At 38.3% G+C, this 20,137-nt stretch carries 14 protein-coding genes and 1 pseudogene; 5 read left to right on the forward strand and 10 right to left on the reverse strand.

The features are described 5' to 3' along the window. Positions 1-581: 581 nt before the first annotated feature. Positions 582-2,798, reverse strand: coding sequence for an AAA family ATPase (locus GTH25_RS16215; protein ID WP_164530754.1), 2,217 nt, complete (start codon positions 2,796-2,798; stop codon positions 582-584). A gap of 835 nt (positions 2,799-3,633) precedes the next feature. On the opposite strand from GTH25_RS16215, the gene zur reads away from it, so the two are divergent. Continuing rightward, positions 3,634-4,164 carry a zinc uptake transcriptional repressor Zur gene (gene zur, locus GTH25_RS16220; RefSeq protein ID WP_006536370.1) on the forward strand — a complete coding sequence of 177 codons (531 nt, stop codon included), beginning with the start codon at positions 3,634-3,636 and terminating at the stop codon, positions 4,162-4,164. 33 nt (positions 4,165-4,197) lie between these two features. On the opposite strand, the pseudogene GTH25_RS16225 reads toward zur, so the two are convergent. The 4 genes and pseudogenes from GTH25_RS16225 to GTH25_RS16240 all read right to left on the reverse strand — a co-directional run bounded on the left by GTH25_RS16225 (position 4,198) and on the right by GTH25_RS16240 (position 6,018). Next, positions 4,198-4,503: pseudogene (locus tag GTH25_RS16225) on the reverse strand (type II toxin-antitoxin system RelE family toxin). Then, entirely contained in the window at positions 4,493-4,747 is a 255-nt protein-coding gene (locus GTH25_RS16230; protein WP_075673067.1) for a type II toxin-antitoxin system RelB/DinJ family antitoxin, read from the reverse strand. Before GTH25_RS16230 ends, GTH25_RS16225 begins: the two are co-directional and overlap by 11 nt. 160 nt (positions 4,748-4,907) lie before the next feature. Then, entirely contained in the window at positions 4,908-5,519 is a 612-nt protein-coding gene (gene lexA / locus GTH25_RS16235) for a transcriptional repressor LexA (protein ID WP_023583074.1), read from the reverse strand. Positions 5,520-5,646: 127 nt separating this feature from the next. Further along, on the reverse strand, positions 5,647-6,018 hold the full coding sequence (locus GTH25_RS16240; RefSeq protein ID WP_006536373.1) for a diacylglycerol kinase: 372 nt from the start codon (positions 6,016-6,018) through the stop codon (positions 5,647-5,649). A 130-nt stretch (positions 6,019-6,148) separates the two neighbouring features. On the opposite strand from GTH25_RS16240, the gene plsB reads away from it, so the two are divergent. After that, entirely contained in the window at positions 6,149-8,632 is a 2,484-nt protein-coding gene (gene plsB / locus GTH25_RS16245) for a glycerol-3-phosphate 1-O-acyltransferase PlsB (RefSeq protein WP_075673068.1), read from the forward strand. A 101-nt stretch (positions 8,633-8,733) separates the two neighbouring features. Here the strand turns inward: plsB and ubiA are convergent, their stop codons facing one another. The 3 genes from ubiA to pgi all read right to left on the reverse strand — a co-directional run bounded on the left by ubiA (position 8,734) and on the right by pgi (position 11,994). Next, positions 8,734-9,588 carry a 4-hydroxybenzoate octaprenyltransferase gene (gene ubiA, locus GTH25_RS16250; RefSeq protein ID WP_075673069.1) on the reverse strand — a complete coding sequence of 285 codons (855 nt, stop codon included), beginning with the start codon at positions 9,586-9,588 and terminating at the stop codon, positions 8,734-8,736. A 28-nt stretch (positions 9,589-9,616) separates the two neighbouring features. After that, the gene (ubiC, locus tag GTH25_RS16255) at positions 9,617-10,126 is read right to left on the reverse strand and encodes a chorismate lyase (protein ID WP_075673070.1); all 510 of its coding nucleotides are present in this window, start codon (positions 10,124-10,126) and stop codon (positions 9,617-9,619) included. Between the two features lie 221 nt (positions 10,127-10,347). After that, positions 10,348-11,994 carry a glucose-6-phosphate isomerase gene (gene pgi, locus GTH25_RS16260; protein ID WP_164530755.1) on the reverse strand — a complete coding sequence of 549 codons (1,647 nt, stop codon included), beginning with the start codon at positions 11,992-11,994 and terminating at the stop codon, positions 10,348-10,350. Between the two features lie 265 nt (positions 11,995-12,259). Here pgi and lysC point away from each other — a divergent pair, with 265 nt between their 5' ends. Next, a complete protein-coding gene (gene lysC, locus GTH25_RS16265; protein ID WP_075673072.1) occupies positions 12,260-13,639 on the forward strand; it encodes a lysine-sensitive aspartokinase 3 in 1,380 nt (459 codons plus the stop codon). Between the two features lie 149 nt (positions 13,640-13,788). Continuing rightward, a complete protein-coding gene (locus GTH25_RS16270; RefSeq protein WP_156734259.1) occupies positions 13,789-14,595 on the forward strand; it encodes a hypothetical protein in 807 nt (268 codons plus the stop codon). A gap of 45 nt (positions 14,596-14,640) precedes the next feature. Here GTH25_RS16270 and GTH25_RS16275 read toward each other — a convergent pair whose 3' ends face one another. Further along, positions 14,641-15,219, reverse strand: coding sequence for a hypothetical protein (locus GTH25_RS16275; protein ID WP_223672846.1), 579 nt, complete (start codon positions 15,217-15,219; stop codon positions 14,641-14,643). A gap of 133 nt (positions 15,220-15,352) precedes the next feature. Next, positions 15,353-19,030, reverse strand: a complete 3,678-nt coding sequence (metH, locus tag GTH25_RS16280; RefSeq protein WP_159241849.1) for a methionine synthase — start codon at positions 19,028-19,030, stop codon at positions 15,353-15,355. Between the two features lie 254 nt (positions 19,031-19,284). Between metH and iclR the strand changes: the two genes are divergently transcribed. After that, a complete protein-coding gene (iclR, locus tag GTH25_RS16285; RefSeq protein ID WP_075673076.1) occupies positions 19,285-20,121 on the forward strand; it encodes a glyoxylate bypass operon transcriptional repressor IclR in 837 nt (278 codons plus the stop codon). Positions 20,122-20,137: the final 16 nt, after the last annotated feature.

Here is a 20,137-nt window from a genome sequence, read left to right on the forward strand (position 1 = left end):
AGGCGACCGTTATTGCTGTTTCAATGGGGTTATCTGGTTTACCCAGCCTTCAACCCAATGCACTTTAATTTACCTCAGTTAAATTAGTTCCTCGGTTCATCTTCTCTATTTAGTTCAGCTCACCTCTGATTCAATCTGTTCCGTGCTATGATGCTTTTGCCCAGATATGTGCTAGAGCCGATCACTGCAAACACATCCTTGGCCCAAAACACGCATTACAGTAAAGGTGCCACGTTTGGATTGGCGTTTCTGCCTTACAATAGTTTATGGTTTCGCAACAGAAAAAAATGATACCGTGAAATCATTTTATGGTAGATATAATAATCTGAATTTGCTATAAATGAGCTGGGGCTACCGCCTACTGCCAACAACAAATGCAACAATTACAGCTTGTAAATGGTTTGCAAGAGTTGTCAGTGACTATCACTGTCGCAGATATGCGAGGTAGCTAACATGAAACCGAAAGTTGTCAATGTTAGAAAATATCAACGCTATCGCCTAGGAAAATGGGAAGATGTTTGTCAACATCTTCGTTCACTCCCTAGACGATAGGTGTCATCGGTAGCCCCACCAAGCTTCAATTAAGCAGACTCTGCTTCTGCATCAATCTTAGTCGTGCTTTCAATCCCCATCATGCTGTTGTAGTGTTCTTCGAAACCAGTTTCTACAAATATCTGTTTGAATTTTTCAATGTACCTTTCAGCATTGATTCTTTCAAAGTCTACTAGGTTAATCGAATCAGAATGAGACTCTCTATTTATGTACCTAAACAAAGGCTTAAAATCTGACTCTGTTTGACCTAATTGCTCCAATGTTTGCTTTAGTGACTCTTTCTTATGAACAAAATTGAAGTAGTGCTCCAGTATATTTCTCATCGCGTTGGGTAGCATGTGTGCGTAGCTTGGATTAGAAGTACTGTCTTTGACGACTTGCCAATACATTTGGTAATCATTTTGAAGTTCATCCCTCTTTAAATCATAAACGAGGCTAAACTGTGATTTGGCAACTCTATACAGTTTATATCCAGCAGGGCATTTGTTAGATGCGTTCTTGAGCATTAATAATTCGTGGAAAAAGAATAGGTTATGCGTCAGTAGGAAGACTTGTTTGAAGTTTTCACTAAAGACTTTGTGATGTATCAGGGCTGCAATATCATAGACGTAGTTGTGTGACAAGCTAGAAATAGGATCATCAATTACAACGATTCGGTTGTTCAGCAAAACAGGAGAGGATTCGTTTGTTGAACCTGAAGCACACTCTAGGAAGTAAAGAAAGCTAATGAGTGTTTTTTCTCCTTCACTAAGGGTGTTATATACGTCAGCACTTTCACCTGTAGGGCGGGCAATTTTGTAACGTTGCTGATCGTTTGCTGCTTTAACAATTTTAAAACTGTGTATACCTAGCTCAACCAGTTGTTGATTGATATTGTTTATCGACGAATCAATGTTAGTTATTTTTTTCTGGTTTTCAGTAATGATAATTCTTTGAGCAATCTCTTGGCTACGAAACAGCCCGATTTCATCGGATAGTTTTTCTATTTCAGCTTGAAGGTCGTTAACCTTTTCATCTGAAGCTGCGATGAGAGCGCTAAACTGCTCATTCAGGATCACCCAAAACTCCGAATCTATTCTATTCAAATGGCTTTTTTTGTTTCTGACCCTATCATTGAATAGATCTATATCTCTTTGTATTTTGGCTATCGCAGTATTAACATCTGCCACTAGAGTGCTCGTATCGGTAAGCGTAACCACCGTACTCGGGTTGCTGATTTTAAGATCAATTTGAGACAAGTTAGCTGATAACTTTTCAAGCAGTAGATCTCTCTTGTCTACGAAGCCATATGTAACTACACCATCTTCAAAAGCGTATACTGGAGCCGATAATTTGCTCTGAATATCGTTAACTAAAGCTCTGTAGCTGCTAGATAACCCTTCTATCTGGCTGACTTTTTGGGAATATGTCTCGTCAAATAGTTGATTGATCGCTTCAGTAATCGATGAGCTTAACTCTTGCTGGCAAAAAGGACACGGATTATCGGGTTTCATATATCCCAGACCTGATTTTACCCAGTCAGAATTGCCTAGTTTTTCGACTAAATCGGATAGATATGAATCCTTAGATCCCACAATAATTTGAGTTAAAATCGGAGCATTTTCAAAGTTACTGACATCAAGGCTAATCTTGGGTACGCTTGGACGTAGACTACCGTCTTGCCCTGTTAACTCACGAGCCTCTTTTTGCAGAGATTCAATTGTAGATGTGACACTTCCACTACTTGATCTGACCTTGTTCAGAAAGCCAACTTTGTTTCTCCGTAATCCTTCTAGACAAAAATCTAGTGCGCCATTTTCATATGTGGTTTTTGCTTTCCAGACAGATTCCTTTAGTGAAGTCTCTTCATTTTCTATGTCACTTTGCTTGCGACTTATCTTTGTTTTGGAAACCTTGATACTTTGGTGTAGGCGAGCTATTTTTTCTGTTGCTTCTTCGATTGCTTGTTCGGCTTCTTTGTTTTCTTCGCTCAGAGTGAATACCCCCTGAAAGTCAGGAATTTCATAGAAGTTGCCACGTATAAAATCTTGATTATAAACAAAGATATCTTCAACCAACTCACGAGGTTGAATGGAACAGTTTCGATATTCGGGTAATTCAGGAGAATGTAAAAATTTACCTATTGTGGACTTACCAGAACCATTTAAACCATAGAATAGGTTTATCTTCTTGTTGTCAGTTTGAATAACCACTGGCGAAGTTGGTGAGTAACTAGCTACACCTTTTAATGTTATGGTGTTAATCATTTTTTAGCTCTTGTACAATTTAGTGAATAGTTGCAGTCAATTGCATTCTTATACTTCCCATTTAGAAAAGCAGTGACGTAGATCAGTTCCTGTGACTTTGGGCACTTACACTAAGCACTAAGATGATCGCAGTACTTAATCTAATCCATAACTTACTAATTAAGTAAATCGTATAGCTCACTTTCGCCATATTATTGGTTAGAACAGGCATCTCTATCTTACCTAATTTACTCGCCATTTGACCAAATTTTATTTATGCATGGATGTGTCTACAGAGTCGAGGTGCCCCCACCCCCTTTCCCATTTCAATAGGCATTAAACGCTACTTTTGATAACCCTTGATATATGTTTAGAGAAACAAGTGTGGTTACTCATATACGATTAGAATGGTATCATCGCATACAAGATAGCTTGATGTGTTTTTGTAAAGTTTTATTGGTTTTCGTGACTTTTTTAACGTAATTCTTTACGGTTTTGGTTGTGGTTGGTTCTTATTTGTTGTTTAACAATGACTTAATTGGCCATCCCTTTGCTCAAGGTAACCATAACCGTTCTAAATTTCAGAACAATTTATCTAAAATCACCTAAAAAACTAACCCAGCTCAAGCTGGGTTTTTTGTTGTTAATAGTTAGTACATACTCCATGTAAATAGTTTTACACGATAAAAATTTCTCAATTCAGAGGCAAAATATCTTTATTTCTCTCAATATCTTCATTTAAACGAAAATTGAGGCTGAGGTTATTTTCACAACCCCCCACTTTACACAAAGGTTTACTCTTGAAAAATATGATAGGATTGGTGCCATTAACAACGTCTGAGAGCATCTGATCCCCATGAATGAAGAGAAATTGCTCGCTCAGGCAGAAAAGATCTGCCAGAAACGAGGTGTTCGCCTGACTTCACAACGTCTGGCAGTATTGCGTCTGATAATACAGCAACCTTCTGCTATCAGCGCATACGACTTATTGGATTTATTACGCCAAGTTGAACCACAAGCAAAACCACCTACGGTCTATCGCGGGTTAGAATTTTTACTTGAGCAAGGATTTATCCACAAAATAGAATCCACCAACAGCTATGTGCTTTGTCATCACTTTGATGATGTTGAACATACGTCAGTAATGCTAATTTGTGATCGTTGTTTATCTGTCACTGAAAAGAATAGCCATAAAATTGAAGATGCAATTTCATTACTAGCAAAAGAGAGTGGATTTCATTTACGACATAGCGTCATAGAAATTCATGGATTATGTTCACAGTGCCATGAAGCACAAGAGTGTACACATCCTGAAGGTTGTCATCATGATCACAGTATGGATGATAATCTTAAACAGAAAAAAACCGGCGACTATAAGCCCCGTTGAGCTTATAAAAACAAAAAGCCAGCTAAATGCTGGCTAATACATGTTGTTCTTTTGAATTCTCACTTCAGCTAATGAATAAGCTTTACTCTCTTCACGCTTACCAATAGCAATAACTAAAATCACAACTTCAGAATCAATAACTTGGTAAACCAATCGAAAACCAGATGCTCGTAATTTAATCTTATAGCAACCCGCGAGATCACCTTTTAAGCGAGCTGACTCTATATAAGGGTTTTCCTACAATTTTTTTAATTTCTTTTTAAACTGCTCTTTAATGCTTTGATCGAGTTTCTGCCATTCTTTTAAGGCACGCTTATCAAACTCAATATTAAAGATCATCAATATTTACTCTTATACGTTTACTTGGTTTTTTCAAACGTTCACGTACAACAGCTAAAATATCCTCATCTTCATCCAGTTCCCCAACAACGACAGAAACTTCTGAGAAAGGTAATTTTTCATTTTCAGAAACATAACGTAGAAATAATCTTATGGCATCTGAAGGAGACAGGTTCATTTTTTCAAATACTTGATAAGCTTCTTTTTTGAGCTCATCATCTACTCTAACTTGTATCGTTGTCATAGGCACCTCCGTAATTAAAACACATCATATTGTAATTACATTTGTAGTGCGATGGTGTTTTTTTATACAAATTAGAAATAAAAAATGCAGATGATTTTGTGGTTTTACACATCATCTGCATCTTTTTAAAATAAGTTGTATTGACTTACTTTGGTACAAATTACAGCCATTCGCCGTTACGAATAACCCCTACAGCTAAACCTTCTACAGTAAAGCTTTGTTCGCGTAAATCGACGATAATAGGTGAAAATTCTGGGTTTTCTGCATGAAGTTCAATTTTATTACCGCTTTTCTTAAAGCGCTTTACTGTCACTTCATCTTCGATACGAGCCACAATAACTTGCCCGTTGTGAACATCTTGCGTTTTATGCACAGCAAGTAAATCGCCATCCATAATACCAATATCTTTCATTGACATGCCATTAACGCGCAATAAAAAATCTGCACTTGGTTTAAATAGCATTGGGTCAACTTGATAGTGGCTTTCAATATGCTCTTGCGCTAAAAGTGGTTCACCAGCAGCGACTCGCCCAATTAATGGCAGTCCTTCTGGCTCTTCTTCCATTAGCAAACGGATACCTCTGGATGCACCAGAGACAATTTCTATCACGCCTTTACGAGCAAGAGCTTTTAAGTGCTCTTCTGCCGCATTTGGTGAGCGAAACCCAAGTTGGGAAGCTATTTCAGCCCGTGTTGGTGGCATACCCGTTTGCGAAATGTGATCACGAACCAAATCGTAAACCTGCTGCTGCCTTGCAGTTAATGCTTTCATTCCGCCCCCTGTTTGTTTATACAGTCAGACTGTGAGTATATACAGGTATATGACGATTTGAAACCTTAAATGAATATAAAACACGCATCTTTGGATTATTTTTCGACAAAAATCGAATTTTTTAACTTTATGCGAAGAAATGCCCCCAAAGAATGGTTACCCAAGTAAATAATCCCAATATAATAGCTATCAGAACGGCGGCAGAACCCATATCTTTTGCACGTCCGGATAATTCGTGATATTCAGATCCAATTCGATCGACAACGGCTTCTATTGCACTATTTACCAGTTCCAAGATCACAACTAGTACAACGGAACCAATGAGTAAAATGCGCTCTAGACCACTGACATCGATGAAAAATGAAAGGATAATTGCAACCAAGGTCACAATTGCTTCTTGTCTAAAAGCGGCTTCATTAATCCAAGCAGCACGAATGCCTTTGTATGAATAGCCACCAGCTTTGATGATTCGGGTAAGACCTTTATTTTGATTAGCCATAATAAACTCTATCGAAAACAAACGATTATTTTGCCACTTTTCTCTATTAATATTGTCACAGCACCACAGATCTACGAAAGACTTTCTGTTATGCTTTCGAAGTATTGCTAATAAGAGGCTACAACTATTTATGTCAGCTTGGCGTAAACTATATTATAACACATTGAATTTACCACTAAAATTATTGGTAAAAAGCAAACGAGTTCCGACTGATCCTATCGCTGAATTAGGGTTAGATACGTCGCGATCTTTCCTTTATGTTCTGCCTTATCATTCAAAGGCGGACTTACTGACATTACGACAGCAGTGTCTCTCTTTAGGATTGCCTGATCCGCTACAACCTATTGAGATCGGTGGAACTAAGCTTCCTGCGTATGTCTTTATTGATGACGGCCCAAGAGTATTCCGTTACTACTCGCCCGATCCTCGTAAAGATTCCGTGAAGACATTCCACGCTTATCTGGATGCACATCGTAATAACCCACATCTTGATATCGAGATGTTGCCTGTTTCCGTGATGTTTGGGCGCTCTCCTGGTCGTGAAGGCCATAATGGCGTTCCACATTTACGTGTGCTTAACGGTATCCAAAAATTTATCGCTATCCTCTGGCTAGGTCGTGATAGCTTTGTTCGTTTTTCCCCCACGGTTTCAATGCGTGAAATGGCGAACGAACACGGTACTGACACCAGTATAGCCCGAAAACTCGCGCGTGTTGCACGTATCCACTTTTCACGTCAGCGTTTAGCGGCTGTTGGTCCGAAATTGCCAGCACGCCAAGATCTCTTCAATAAATTACTTTCCTCGAAAGCCATTGAAAAAGCGATTGAAGATGAATCAAAAGCGAAGAAAATTTCGCTCGATAAAGCGCGTAAAAATGCCACAGATATCATGGAAGAAATTGCAGCTAATTTCTCATATGAAGCGGTGCGTATTAGTGATCGTGTATTAAGTTGGACATGGAATAAGCTCTACCAAGGTATTAACGTTTATAATGCCGAGCGAGTACGTAAACTCGCACAAGATGGGCATGAAATCGTTTATGTTCCTTGTCACCGTAGCCACATGGACTACTTACTACTTTCTTATGTGCTTTATCACCAAGGCTTAGTACCACCTCATATTGCGGCAGGTATTAACCTCAATTTCTGGCCAGCAGGGCCTATTTTCCGTCGTTTAGGGGCTTTCTTTATCCGAAGAACCTTTAAAGGTAACAAGCTTTACTCCACCATTTTCCGCGAATATTTAGGTGAGCTATTTACACGCGGTTACTCGATTGAATATTTCGTTGAAGGTGGACGTTCTCGTACAGGTCGATTGTTAGATCCTAAAACAGGGACACTCTCAATGACAGTACAAGCCATGTTACGCGGTGAAACACGCCCTATCTCAGTTGTTCCAATTTACATTGGATATGAACACGTTATGGAAGTGGCAACCTATGCCAAAGAGTTACGTGGCGCAACAAAAGAGAAAGAAGGCTTTATGCAGATGGTCCGGGGATTACGTAAATTACGTAACCTTGGTCAAGGCTATGTGAACTTTGGTGAGCCGATTTCTGTTGTCCAATACTTAAACCAGGCTGTTCCACAATGGCGTGATGATATTGACCCAATTGAACCACAACGCCCAAGTTGGTTAAACCCAACAGTAAGCACACTGGCAGACAACATCATGGTTCATATCAATAATGCGGCGTCTATTAATGCAATCAACCTTGTTTCAACAGCCTTGTTGGCATCACGTCAACGTGCTCTCACTAGAGAACAGCTGTTAGAGCAAGTAGATTGTTATCTGCAATTATTACGCAATGTGCCTTATTCGACAGACATGATTGTATCTGATAAAAATGCTGAAGCCTTATTAGAACACGCGTTGCAATCAGATAAATTCCAAGTCGAAAAAGATAGTCTAGGCGATATTGTGGTGCTCCCCCGTGAAAGTGCGGTATTAATGACTTACTACCGCAACAACACAATCCACTTAATGATCACTCCATCATTAATTGCCAGCATCGTCTTACATCATGAAAAAATTCATCGTGATGATTTAATGAAACAAGTTGAGCTAATTTTCCCTCTTATTAAAGCGGAACTATTTATTCGTTATGAGAAAGAAGAGCTCCCTGAAGTCATTAATACTTTGATTACAGAACTGTGCCGTCAGCGCCTGATTTGTTGTGATACTGATGGCTTACTGCGCATTAATCCGGCGCGTATTCGTCCATTACAACTTTTAGCCGCCAGCGTCAGAGAAACACTGCAACGCTATGGGATTACGCTTTCCTTACTCAATTTTGCTCCTGAAATTAGCCGTGCATTATTGGAAAAAGAGAGCCGTATCTTGGCACAACGTCTTTCTGTCTTACATGGTATCAACGCACCTGAATTCTTTGATAAAGCGGTATTCTCTACCTTAGTTTCAACGCTACGTGAAGAAGGCTATCTCAATGATAATGAAGATATCCTAAAAGCAGATGCATCAACCCTCTACCAAGTGATTGCAAAATTAATGTCACCAGAAATTCGCTTAACCATTGAAAGCGTCGGTGTCACTGAAGATAATAATTCAGTACAAGCTATTGAAGAAAAAAGTGAGTCTAAAGCTGATGATTAATCAGTAAATAGCAGTATGATTGGAATAGAAAAGGGATAAGCATATGCTTATCCCTTTTTGTTTCTACTCAATAGTAGAGAATACTTCAGCGCTTACTTACCTTAAAAGTAACTAAATAAAATACCCGCAAATAAAACAAAGCCAACATAGTTATTATTCATAAAAGCTTGGAAACACGGCGCTCTTTCACGCTCTGCAATCAACTTCTGTTGATAAATAAACAGCGCCGTTGCTAACAATAGCGACCAGTAATAGATACCTTTCAAATTTAACAAAATACCAATACCCACTAATAGTGCTAACATCACCAGTTGTAAAATACCGATAATAATTTTGTCATAACGACCAAATAAAATAGCGGTAGATTTAACCCCTATTTTTATATCATCATTACGATCAACCATCGCATATTGGGTATCGTAAATCACTGACCAGACAATATTGACAAGGAATAATAGCCAACACACTAACGGCAAGCTTTCAGAAACGGCAGCAAATCCCATTGGGATTGACCAGCCAAAAGCCATACCTAAAATAAGCTGAGGTAGATTACTAAACCGTTTAACGAAAGGATAAAACCATGCCAGCGCAAGCCCTGCAACAGAGAGCCAAATAGTCATAGTATTAAGTGTTAGGACTAATGCAAAGGACAAGAGCACCAATACGATAAATAAAATTTTGCTCTCTTTTTCTGTCACAGCCCCACTAGGTAATGGTCGATTTTTAGTTCGTTCAACACTGCCATCAATTTTTCGGTCAGCAAAGTCGTTTATTACACACCCAGCGGCACGCATAGAAAACACGCCAATAGTAAAGACAATCAGAATATGCCAATCAGGAAAGCCTTTAGCAGCAATCCATAAAGCCCAATAAGTTGGCCAAAGTAATAATAGCGCTCCGATAGGTTTATCTATACGCATTAAACGGCTATATGCTTGCCATTTACTTTGCGTCATACTTCCCTCCAATTTTAGCTCCCCCTAATTACTTCTTATACACTGGTGATGCCGGTAGAAACATCTCGGTTAATAATAAAGGTTTATCTGAAAGCTGGAAACGAGAACGGCGTAGCCAATACCCATTTTGTTGCCCGATATGAATAAAATCGCGACTTAAGGTTGTTTCCTGAAACAGATAACGCCCAAGTGGAACGGTTCTTAGATTGACCAGTTTTCTATCTTCGCCTGTCAATGTCTCTTCTGGTACTAACGTCCGCCCTAATAACCAAGGAGTATCGTCACCACACAATACCACTTCTCTTAACCAATAACGCTGACTTTTGGGTAAACACGCGCATTCATCAGTTGATTCAATAACGTCAATAAATCCTTCTTGATAAGGCATTACAGTAACTTTCTGGCAATATTGTTCAAATCGCCGTGTCATTGAGCCTAATTCCATTAACCAACTTAATGTACTTTCTTGAATAGTTGCATGTTCCTCACTGGGTAGCCAATGAATAGGTGCAGGGGTAATTATTGATTTTTTGAACATTTATTCATCATCACGCTTTGATGATCCTAGCTTGTGTGAGTCATGATGCATAAGGATATCATGATGTGACTAATGGAAGTTAAAAGCTGATAACATTTCGCATAAATAATCTAAAAAAGCGTTAAAAGAAAATCAGGTTGAGCACTAAACAATCAAAAAGCAAAGGAGGTTATAAAAACCTCCTTTTTATCTAACCAACTACTTATATTCAGATTATTCGATTAACGCCATGCTTTATAACGATTGATCAGATTATTTGTTGAGCTATCATGGCTGTTAACACTTTCCTTACCTTTCAATTCAGGAAGAATACGGTTAGCCAGCTGTTTACCTAATTCAACACCCCATTGGTCAAACGTGAATATATTGAAAATAACACCTTGTACAAAGATCTTATGTTCATACATTGCAATCAATGCACCTAATGAATAAGGCGTAATTTCTTTTAGCAGAATAGAGTTAGTTGGACGATTACCTTCGAACACTTTGAAAGGTGCAACATAATCCATGGTTTTAGGATCTTTTCCTGCTGCGGCAAATTCAGCATCAACTTGCTCACGGGTTTTACCAAAAGCAAGTGCTTCTGTTTGAGCAAAGAAGTTAGACATCAGTTTTGCATGATGATCTGATAATGGATTATGGCTAACTGCTGGAGCAATAAAGTCACAAGGGATGATTTTGGTTCCTTGGTGGATCAGTTGGTAAAACGCATGTTGACCGTTTGTACCCGGCTCTCCCCAAATGATAGGACCCGTTTGATAATTCACTTTGTTTCCATCACGATCAATATACTTACCATTAGATTCCATATTGCCTTGTTGGAAGTAAGCAGCGAAACGATGCATGTATTGATCGTATGGCAGAATCGCTTCAGTTTCTGTGCCAAAAAAATTGTTATACCAAATGCCAATCAGAGCGAGGATCATTGGGATGTTATTTTCAGCATCTGTTGTTCTAAAGTGGTTATCCATAGCATGAGCACCTTCCAGCAATTGCTCAAAGTTGTCATAACCAACAGATAATGCGATAGATAAGCCAATTGCTGACCATAATGAATAACGGCCACCAACCCAATCCCAGAACTCAAACATATTGGCGGTATCAATACCAAATTTTGCCACTTCGGTGCTGTTAGTCGATAACGCCACAAAGTGTTTAGCAACAAAAGCACTCTCTTTCGCAGAAGCTAAGAACCAATCTCTTGCTGAATGCGCATTTGTCATGGTTTCTTGTGTGGTAAATGTTTTTGATGCGATGAGGAATAACGTTGTTTCAGGATCACATTTTTTCAGCGTTTCTGCGATATGCGTACCATCGACATTAGAAACAAAATGCATAGTAAGATGATTTTTATACGGGCGTAATGCTTCTGTCACCATATAAGGGCCAAGATCAGAACCACCAATACCAATATTTACAACATCAGTAATCGCCTTACCTGTATAACCTTTCCACTCACCACTAATAATACGCTCACTGAATTTCTTCATTTTATTCAGCACAGCGTTAACTTCTGGCATGACATCCTTGCCATCAACAATAACGGGAGCATTGCTACGATTACGTAATGCGGTATGTAATACAGCACGATCTTCAGTACGGTTGATTTTTTCACCCATAAACATGCTATTTATCGCACCTTCAACATCACATTCCTTAGCCAAAGCCTGCAATTTCTCTAATGTTTCTTTCGTAATACGGTTTTTTGAAAAATCCACTAGAATTTGGTCTGAAAACGTCTTTGAAAATTGCTCAAAGCGTGATGGTTCCTGAGAAAACAGTGTTTTCATCTCGGTATCTTTGATAACCGAAAAATGGTTTTCTAATGCCTTCCAGGCTAAGGTTTGGGTTGGGTTTACATTTTTCATTCACAATACTCTCTTAAGATTACAATCCAATATTCTCAGATTGTAGCCTGACATTTAATAGTTACAGTCAATTCTTTCTCATTTGATGATATTGGTCAAAACCATTCAACAAATCTAGTACTAATTACTTACATAGGTAAAACCGATAATGCGGAGCTGATTATTAATTAAATTGATTATTCTTCACTCTGCATTGACTCTCTACTTAATAACCGATATTCCTAAGTGTGTCCAACATCTCATTTTTGCCTAAAGGAATACGACAATGACTGATAATACTGCTACGCCTTCAACTGCATCATCACCATACACTATCGCTAAATTTGGTGGCACCAGTGTTGCTAACTTTTCAGCAATGGAAAAATGTGCAGATATTATTCTTAAACAAAAGTCAGTTCGTGTCGTCGTTCTTTCGGCATCTGCGGGAATTACTAATCTATTGATTGAGCTTGCAGCTGGTACTGAACCTTCACAACGAGAAGCTTTACTCTCACAAGTTCGTGATATTGAATACGCGATTATCAACCAGCTTTCTCAGCCAGAGATTATTTCTCAAGAAATAAACCGTCTGCTTGAAAATATTGAGATGCTTTCTGAAGCTGCTTCACTTGCCACATCGGATGCATTGACAGACGAATTAGTCAGTCACGGTGAATTAATGTCAACCTTGCTTTTTGTTGAATTATTGCGTGAAAAAGGCATACAGGCAGATTGGTTTGATGTCAGAAAAGTGATGAAAACGAATGATCTATTTTGTCACGCTGAACCCGATATGGCACAGCTTACTGAACTCACAAAAAGCCTTATTCAACCTCGCCTAGAAGAAACAGTTATCGTAACGCAAGGTTTTATTGGTCAAGAGCCAAAAGGCAGAACCACAACACTAGGTCGTGGTGGAAGTGACTATACAGCTGCCTTGATTGGCGAAGCTCTAGGAATGTCTCGTGTCGATATTTGGACAGATGTACCTGGTATTTACAGTACCGATCCAAGAATAGTGCCAGAGGCACATCGTATCGATCAAATCGCCTTTGATGAAGCGGCAGAGATGGCAACTTTTGGCGCTAAAATATTACATCCTGCGACATTATTACCTGCTGTTCGTAGCGGTATTCCAGTGTTTGTTGGATCAAGCAAAGCTCCCGAAGAAGGTGGTACTTTAGTTTGTGCGCAAACAGAAAACCCACCGGTATTTCGCGCAATTGCACTGCGTAGAAAGCAAACATTGCTCACATTACATAGCTTGAAAATGCTTCATGCGCGTGGCTTCTTGGCTGAAATTTTTACTATTTTATCGCGCCACCATATTTCGGTTGATGTGATAACAACATCTGAAGTCAGTATTGCTCTAACCCTTGATACTACGGGCACAACAAATTCATCGGGCAGTTTATTAACCAATGCCCTATTAACCGAGCTTTCTGCATTATGCCGTGTTGAAGTAGAAGAAGATCTGGCATTAGTTGCTGTGATTGGAAACTCACTTTCACAGGTAAATGGATTAGGTATTAAGATTTTCGGCACATTAGAAGATTACAATATTCGTATGATTAGCCATGGTGCAAGTACTCATAATTTATGTTTATTAGTTGATGGCAAAGATGCGGATAATATTGTGCGTAAATTACATGATACTTTGTTTTAATTAATAACAAATTCCAATATATAGAAGAGAGATAAAATTTTATCTCTCTCAAAATTCAACCTTTATTGCTGAAAGGGTGTAAGCTTTAAAGAACTTCATTTAATAATAATTAGAATCAAAATCTAACTTTATTAATGGAGTAATAAAAAATGAAGATAAATAACAATAACAACATAAATATAACTAGCAATAGCAGCATGAATATAAATGAAATTATAAATAATAAAATTAATCAGAATCCTAATACTCGTATTCTTAAAGACATAAAAAAAGAGATTAATTCTTTGTACAATAATTCAGTTACGCTGAATACTCCTCTCGACACTACGCTTTCTCTTTTAAAACATATAGAAAATAATCGTCCTATTTCTGAAAATATAGATGCTATAAACAATCTAGAATTAGTCGATAAGGATAGCCTTTTCTCTATGATTGATATACATCATAGAGAAAAGAAAAAAGACTATTCAGCTATTAGCATTTATTCAAATATATTAGAAAAAATACGCATAAATACTATAAATAAAGAAATTAAACTTACAAAGGAATTTATGAAATTATCTGATAAAATCATAGATAATCATACTATAATAAAAGACACAATAAAAATTCTAGATAGTTATTTTCAAAATCTTAAAGACAAACTAGATGAAACACCAGAACTCGAAAAGAAAATAAATGAATACGATGACCAAAATAAAATTCTATCAAGCTTAATTAAATACAATACATCACAGAAAAACATAGGGATGAAAATTGAAAAAGAAACAAGTAAAGCCAATAAGTATAATGAAAACTTAAATAAAGTCATTGATGAACTATGCACAATTACTTCAAATTATATCTCCATATTAGAAAATAGTGACCAATTAAAAGATCACAATAAAATATTAGAATTAATAACAAATCATAAAGAAAGCATAGAAAAAATAAATACTACTTATCTTAAATTTTAATATTTAATTAAGGCTTCTTTTTTTAGAAGCCTATTTTTTAATAATTTAATAAACCCTATAACCACCAAATTTCTTAGCAAATTGATTAAATTTACCAAAATCAATTAAGGCAATCTCTAAAGTTTTATGCGATAAATGAGACATCTTTGCAATTTTTTCAACAAAAAGTCGGTTATCTTCCAACAAGTTAGCGGTAAGTGTAGAAGCAATAATCTCACACTCTTTCGGCGTGACAATCCAACCATCATTAGTAGCGAATTTATGAATAGGGATATTCCCTTCTTTTTTACTCTCTTGAGCCAGCAACGCTTCTTCTTCTTTCATTGCCTGCTTAAATAATGCTATTTCTTCTTCAACAGGCTCTGGGGAAGTCGGAGTTTTATGATAAATATAGTCCCCGACTTCTTCAATTCGTGCAGGCGTCATTTCTGCTTTTAGCCAAATTTTATCAAATGCTTTTTCATCTAAAACAGCATCAGTGTCTAAATTTCCTGTTAGTTGCATCAGATTTAAAAAAGCATTAATTAAAACTTCACTTAGTGGATAATTTCCTTTTGCTAAAGAAGGAAACGGCACCTCAGCGCCAGCAGGTGGTGTTTTCTGAAGGTACAAAGTATAGCTCATTGTAATGTCCTTTTTTCTGATACAAGCTTATAGCTTAAACATCTTTAATGGGAACGGCTAGAGGAAATAACAAGAGGATATTACTATCCCCTCACTATTTATTACATTATTGAGATCTGAGAATAAAAATAAACTAAGACTCATACCCTAAATTAGGCGCCAACCAACGTTCAACTTCACTTATGCTCATTCCTCGACGTTTCGCATAATCTTCAACCTGATCTTTTTGAATTTGCGCAACAGCAAAATATTTACTTTCAGGATGACTAAAATACCAACCTGATACCGAAGCACCGGGCCACATGGCGTAAGCATCTGTCAGTTGCATCCCAATGCGATTTTCAACATCAAGTAATTGCCAAATTTTGGCTTTTTCTGTGTGTTCAGGACAGGCAGGATATCCCGGCGCAGGTCGCGTTCCTTGATATTTTTCTCGAATAAGTTCGTCATTGGAGAGGTTCTCATCAGGGCTATAACCCCAAATTTTTGTTCTAACCAATTGATGAAGATATTCCGCAAAAGCCTCTGCTAATCTATCTGATAACGCCTTTACCATGATTTTATTGTAATCATCATGAGCATTATCATAAGCATTTGCGAGGGCATCTTCTTCTAGTCCCCCAGTTACAGCAAAAGCACCGAAATAGTCAGGGATACCACTTTCCACTGGCGCAATAAAATCGGCTAAACAGTAGTTAGGAAACTCTTTTTTCTCTGTTTGCTGACGCAAATGGCAGCTGTGCAATAACTCATGCTGTCGGCTTTCATCTTGATAAATAATAATATCATCACCCAAACGATTAGCAGGGAAGATCCCCATTATTCCTTTAGGTGTTAATAATTTTTCACGACTTAGCTTATCCAGCATCGTGTTCGCATCAGCAAATACCCGTTTCGCTTCTTCACCGACCACGTCATCTTCTAAAATACGAGGATATTTACCTGCTAAAGACCACGTCATAAAGAAAGGTGTCCAGTCGATATATTCACGCAAGATTTCGATACTTGTAGTGATCTCCTGCACACCTAATTGATTGGGTTTTGGTGGTGTGTAATTTTGCCAATCAATGTATAGCGCATTTTTTCGCGCAATATCTAAAGAAACAGGCGGTGTACGAGGTTTTTTTCTGGCATATTGCTGGCGTACGACTTCATATTCACGGCGCGTTTTAGCAACAAAATCGGCTTTTTGTGTTTCAGATAATAGTGCAGCAACAACACCTACAGTTCTCGATGCATTTTGTACATAAACGGTAGGATGGCTGTAATTAGGTTCTATTTTTACTGCGGTATGCGCTTTAGAAGTTGTTGCTCCACCAATCATTAAGGGTAAAGAAAAACCGCGCCTTTCCATCTCTTTGGCAACATTCACCATCTCATCAAGTGAAGGGGTTATCAGCCCTGAAAGACCAATAATATCGACTTTTTCATCAATCGCTGTTTGTAGGATCTTATCGCAAGGCACCATTACGCCAAGATCGATGATCTCATAGTTATTACACTGCAAAACAACACCCACTATATTTTTACCAATATCGTGAACATCCCCTTTTACAGTAGCCAGTAAAATTTTACCTGCAGAAGTGCCTGCCTGTTTTGTCGCTTGGATATAAGGTTCAAGATAAGCAACAGCTTGTTTCATCACCCTTGCTGATTTCACAACTTGAGGTAAAAACATTTTGCCTTCGCCAAACAAATCACCCACAGTATTCATACCATTCATCAACGGCCCCTCAATCACTTCAATGGGGCTTGATGCTTGTTGGCGACAAGCTTCAGTGTCTTCAACAATAAATTCGGTGATCCCTTTAACTAAAGCATACTCTAGACGTTTCTCTACATCCCATTGTCGCCACTCAGCCAGTTGATGGTTTTGTTCATCACTTTTTATTCCGCGATAACGCTCTGCCAACGCGAGTAAGTTGTCTGTGCTTTCTTCATGACGGTTTAAAATAACGTCTTCAACCGCATTACGCAGTTCATCTGGCAATGAATCGTAAATAGCAAGTTGCCCTGCATTTACAATCCCCATATCCATGCCATTTTTTACGGCGTAATAAAGAAAAACAGAGTGAATTGCTTCACGAACAGGATCGTTCCCCCTAAATGAGAAGGAAACGTTAGATACCCCACCAGAAATTAAAGCATAAGGTAGTTGAGATTTAATATCTGCACAGACTTCAATAAAATCAACAGCATAATTATTATGCTCTGCAATTCCTGTTGCGACAGCAAATATATTAGGATCAAAAATAATATCTTCAGGTGGAAAACCCGCTTGTTCTGTTAATAATTGATAAGCTCGACGGCAAATTTCAATTTTGCGTTCTCTAGTATCTGCTTGTCCTACTTCATCAAATGCCATAACGACAACAGCGGCACCGTATTTACGCACCAACTTAGCATGTTCAAGAAACGGTATTTCTCCTTCTTTCATCGAAATGGAGTTAACAATTCCTTTGCCTTGAATGCATTTTAAGCCTTCTTCAATCACTTCCCATTTAGAAGAGTCAATCATCACGGGTACTTTAGCAATATCAGGCTCACCAGCAATAAGGTTAAGAAAACGCGTCATGGCTTCAACAGCATCTAACATGCCTTCATCCATGTTGATATCGATGATTTGAGCGCCATTTTCAACTTGCTGACGTGCAACATCTAACGCTTCTTGATAATTACCTTCTTTTATCAATCGCTTAAACTTAGCAGAGCCTGTAACATTAGTTCGTTCTCCCACATTCACAAACAGTGAATTCTCATCAATGATTAATGGTTCAAGACCTGAAAGACGACATGCTTTTTTCAAGGAAGGTAATACTCTTGGCGCAATACCTTCTACTGCTTGTGAAATCGCGAGAATATGCGCAGGGGTTGTTCCACAGCATCCACCAACAATATTGAGAAAACCCGCTTGTGCCCACTCTTTAATTTGCTCAGCCATTTCTTGGGCATCTAAATCATAGCCTCCAAATGCGTTAGGTAAACCCGCATTAGGGTGAGCACTGACATAAGTTTCAGAAATTTGTGAGAGTGTTTGAATATATTGGCGTAATTCTTTAGGGCCTAACGCGCAGTTTAAACCAAATGAGAGCGCATCAGCATGACGTAAAGAGTGGTAGAACGCTTCTGTTGTTTGACCCGTTAAAGTTCTTCCTGAAGCATCTGTAATGGTGCCAGAGATCATCACAGGTAATTCAATATTCAGCGCTTCAAATTCACATTTAATCGCAAAAATAGCTGCTTTCGCATTTAATGTGTCGAAAATAGTTTCGACCATAATTAAATCGACACCGCCTTTAATTAATCCACGCGTTGCTTCTCGATAAGCGTCCACCAGCTTATCAAATGAAATATTACGAAAAGCGGGGTCATTAACGTCAGGAGATATGGATGCTGTTCTGTTTGTTGGCCCCAAAACGCCCGCTACATAGCGAGGTTTATCCGGTGTTAAGGCACTCCATTTATCTGCACAGGCTTTCGCTAATTTTGCCGCCTCTTCGTTCAACTCAAAACAGAGCGACTCCATGTGATAGTCAGCCATCGCAATGGATGTTGAGTTAAAAGTGTTAGTTTCAACAATATCAGCACCAGCTTGAAAATAAGCATCATGTATATCTGCAATAATCTGAGGTTGTGTTAAGACTAAAAGATCATTATTCCCTTTAACATCACAGTCCCAATCAGCAAAACGCTCACCTCGATAATCGGCTTCTGTAAGTTGATATTGCTGGATCATCGTACCCATTGCGCCATCAAGTACTAAGATACGTTTTTCTAATGCTTCCACCAGTTGTTGTTTTATGTTTGCCACGTTGTTTCCTCTTAATCGAGAATGCTTTTGTACTGTTTTTCTTTATTGTTATTTCGTTGTTTTTTTATCCTACCATATCTTTTTGCAAAGATTTCTAAGACGAAGATGAGAGATTTTCACGTAGCGATTAACGTTTTTAATAAATATTTCTTATCGCACTTCTTGTTTTGATAAATGCAGTGATCGGAGGAGTTTTATTATGCGAGATAGTTCATAATAGATATTAATATGGATAGCATTTCTGGAGTGTATACATGACAGTTTCCCCAACAAATAAAAAAGTGCGTAAGACGAAAACAACCGCCACTCAAAGCACCGCACAAGGAGGTCCTGTTCAGTCGTTAAGTCGTGGACTGACATTATTGGAATATATTTCCGAATCTCCGGGTGGTATCGCCTTAACAGATCTTGCCTTTCAAGCTGGATTACCTAATTCCACAACACACCGCCTACTCACTACACTTCAACAGCATGGTTTTGTCCGCCAAGTCGGGGATTTAGGTTTATGGGTTGTGGGAACACACGCCTTTATTGTTGGTAGTAGTTTTCTACAAACTCGTAATCTTTTGGTAATGGTGCATCCTATTTTGCGTCAATTAATGGAAGATTCTGGCGAAACCGTTAATCTGGCTATTCTTGACCAAATTGAATTTGATGCGGTGATTGTCGATCAAGTGCAATGTAATGCACTAATGAGAATGTCTGCCCCTATTGGCGGTAAATTACCAATGCATGCATCTGGTGCAGGTAAAGCGTTCCTTTCTACTTTACCAGAAAATAAATTACTGCCTTTGCTCCAGAAAAAAGGCTTAATGGCTTATACACCTCACACCCGAACACTCCCTTCATCTCTAAAAGAAAACTTAGAGCAAGCTCGTAAACAAGGTTTTTCTTTCGATGATGAAGAACATGCTTTAGGTCTTCGCTGTATTGGTGCTTGTATTTATGATGAACACCACCAGCCTTTTGCGGCTATTTCACTTTCAGGTCCAGTTTCTAGAATGACAGATTCACGCATTACTGAATTAGGTGCGATGGTTATCAAAGCAGCAAAACAAATTAGCCGTGAATACGGTGGCGTAAAAAGTTAATCCAATTTTTGCCTTC

It is taken from the genome of Proteus terrae subsp. cibarius (assembly GCF_011045835.1).
GTDB classification, from domain to species: Bacteria; Pseudomonadota; Gammaproteobacteria; order Enterobacterales; family Enterobacteriaceae; genus Proteus; species Proteus cibarius.

Coding starts and splice junctions, on each gene's coding strand:
- GTH25_RS16215 (WP_164530754.1), bottom strand. CDS start 2,798: ATGATTAACACCATAACATTAAAAGGTGTAGCTAGTTACTCACCAACT.
- ubiC (WP_075673070.1), bottom strand. CDS start 10,126: ATGTTCAAAAAATCAATAATTACCCCTGCACCTATTCATTGGCTACCC.
- GTH25_RS16275 (WP_223672846.1), bottom strand. CDS start 15,219: ATGAGCTATACTTTGTACCTTCAGAAAACACCACCTGCTGGCGCTGAG.
- ubiA (WP_075673069.1), bottom strand. CDS start 9,588: ATGACGCAAAGTAAATGGCAAGCATATAGCCGTTTAATGCGTATAGAT.
- lysC (WP_075673072.1), top strand. CDS start 12,260: ATGACTGATAATACTGCTACGCCTTCAACTGCATCATCACCATACACT.
- GTH25_RS16240 (WP_006536373.1), bottom strand. CDS start 6,018: ATGGCTAATCAAAATAAAGGTCTTACCCGAATCATCAAAGCTGGTGGC.
- iclR (WP_075673076.1), top strand. CDS start 19,285: ATGACAGTTTCCCCAACAAATAAAAAAGTGCGTAAGACGAAAACAACC.
- GTH25_RS16270 (WP_156734259.1), top strand. CDS start 13,789: ATGAAGATAAATAACAATAACAACATAAATATAACTAGCAATAGCAGC.
- zur (WP_006536370.1), top strand. CDS start 3,634: ATGAATGAAGAGAAATTGCTCGCTCAGGCAGAAAAGATCTGCCAGAAA.
- plsB (WP_075673068.1), top strand. CDS start 6,149: ATGTCAGCTTGGCGTAAACTATATTATAACACATTGAATTTACCACTA.
- pgi (WP_164530755.1), bottom strand. CDS start 11,994: ATGAAAAATGTAAACCCAACCCAAACCTTAGCCTGGAAGGCATTAGAA.
- lexA (WP_023583074.1), bottom strand. CDS start 5,519: ATGAAAGCATTAACTGCAAGGCAGCAGCAGGTTTACGATTTGGTTCGT.
- GTH25_RS16230 (WP_075673067.1), bottom strand. CDS start 4,747: ATGACAACGATACAAGTTAGAGTAGATGATGAGCTCAAAAAAGAAGCT.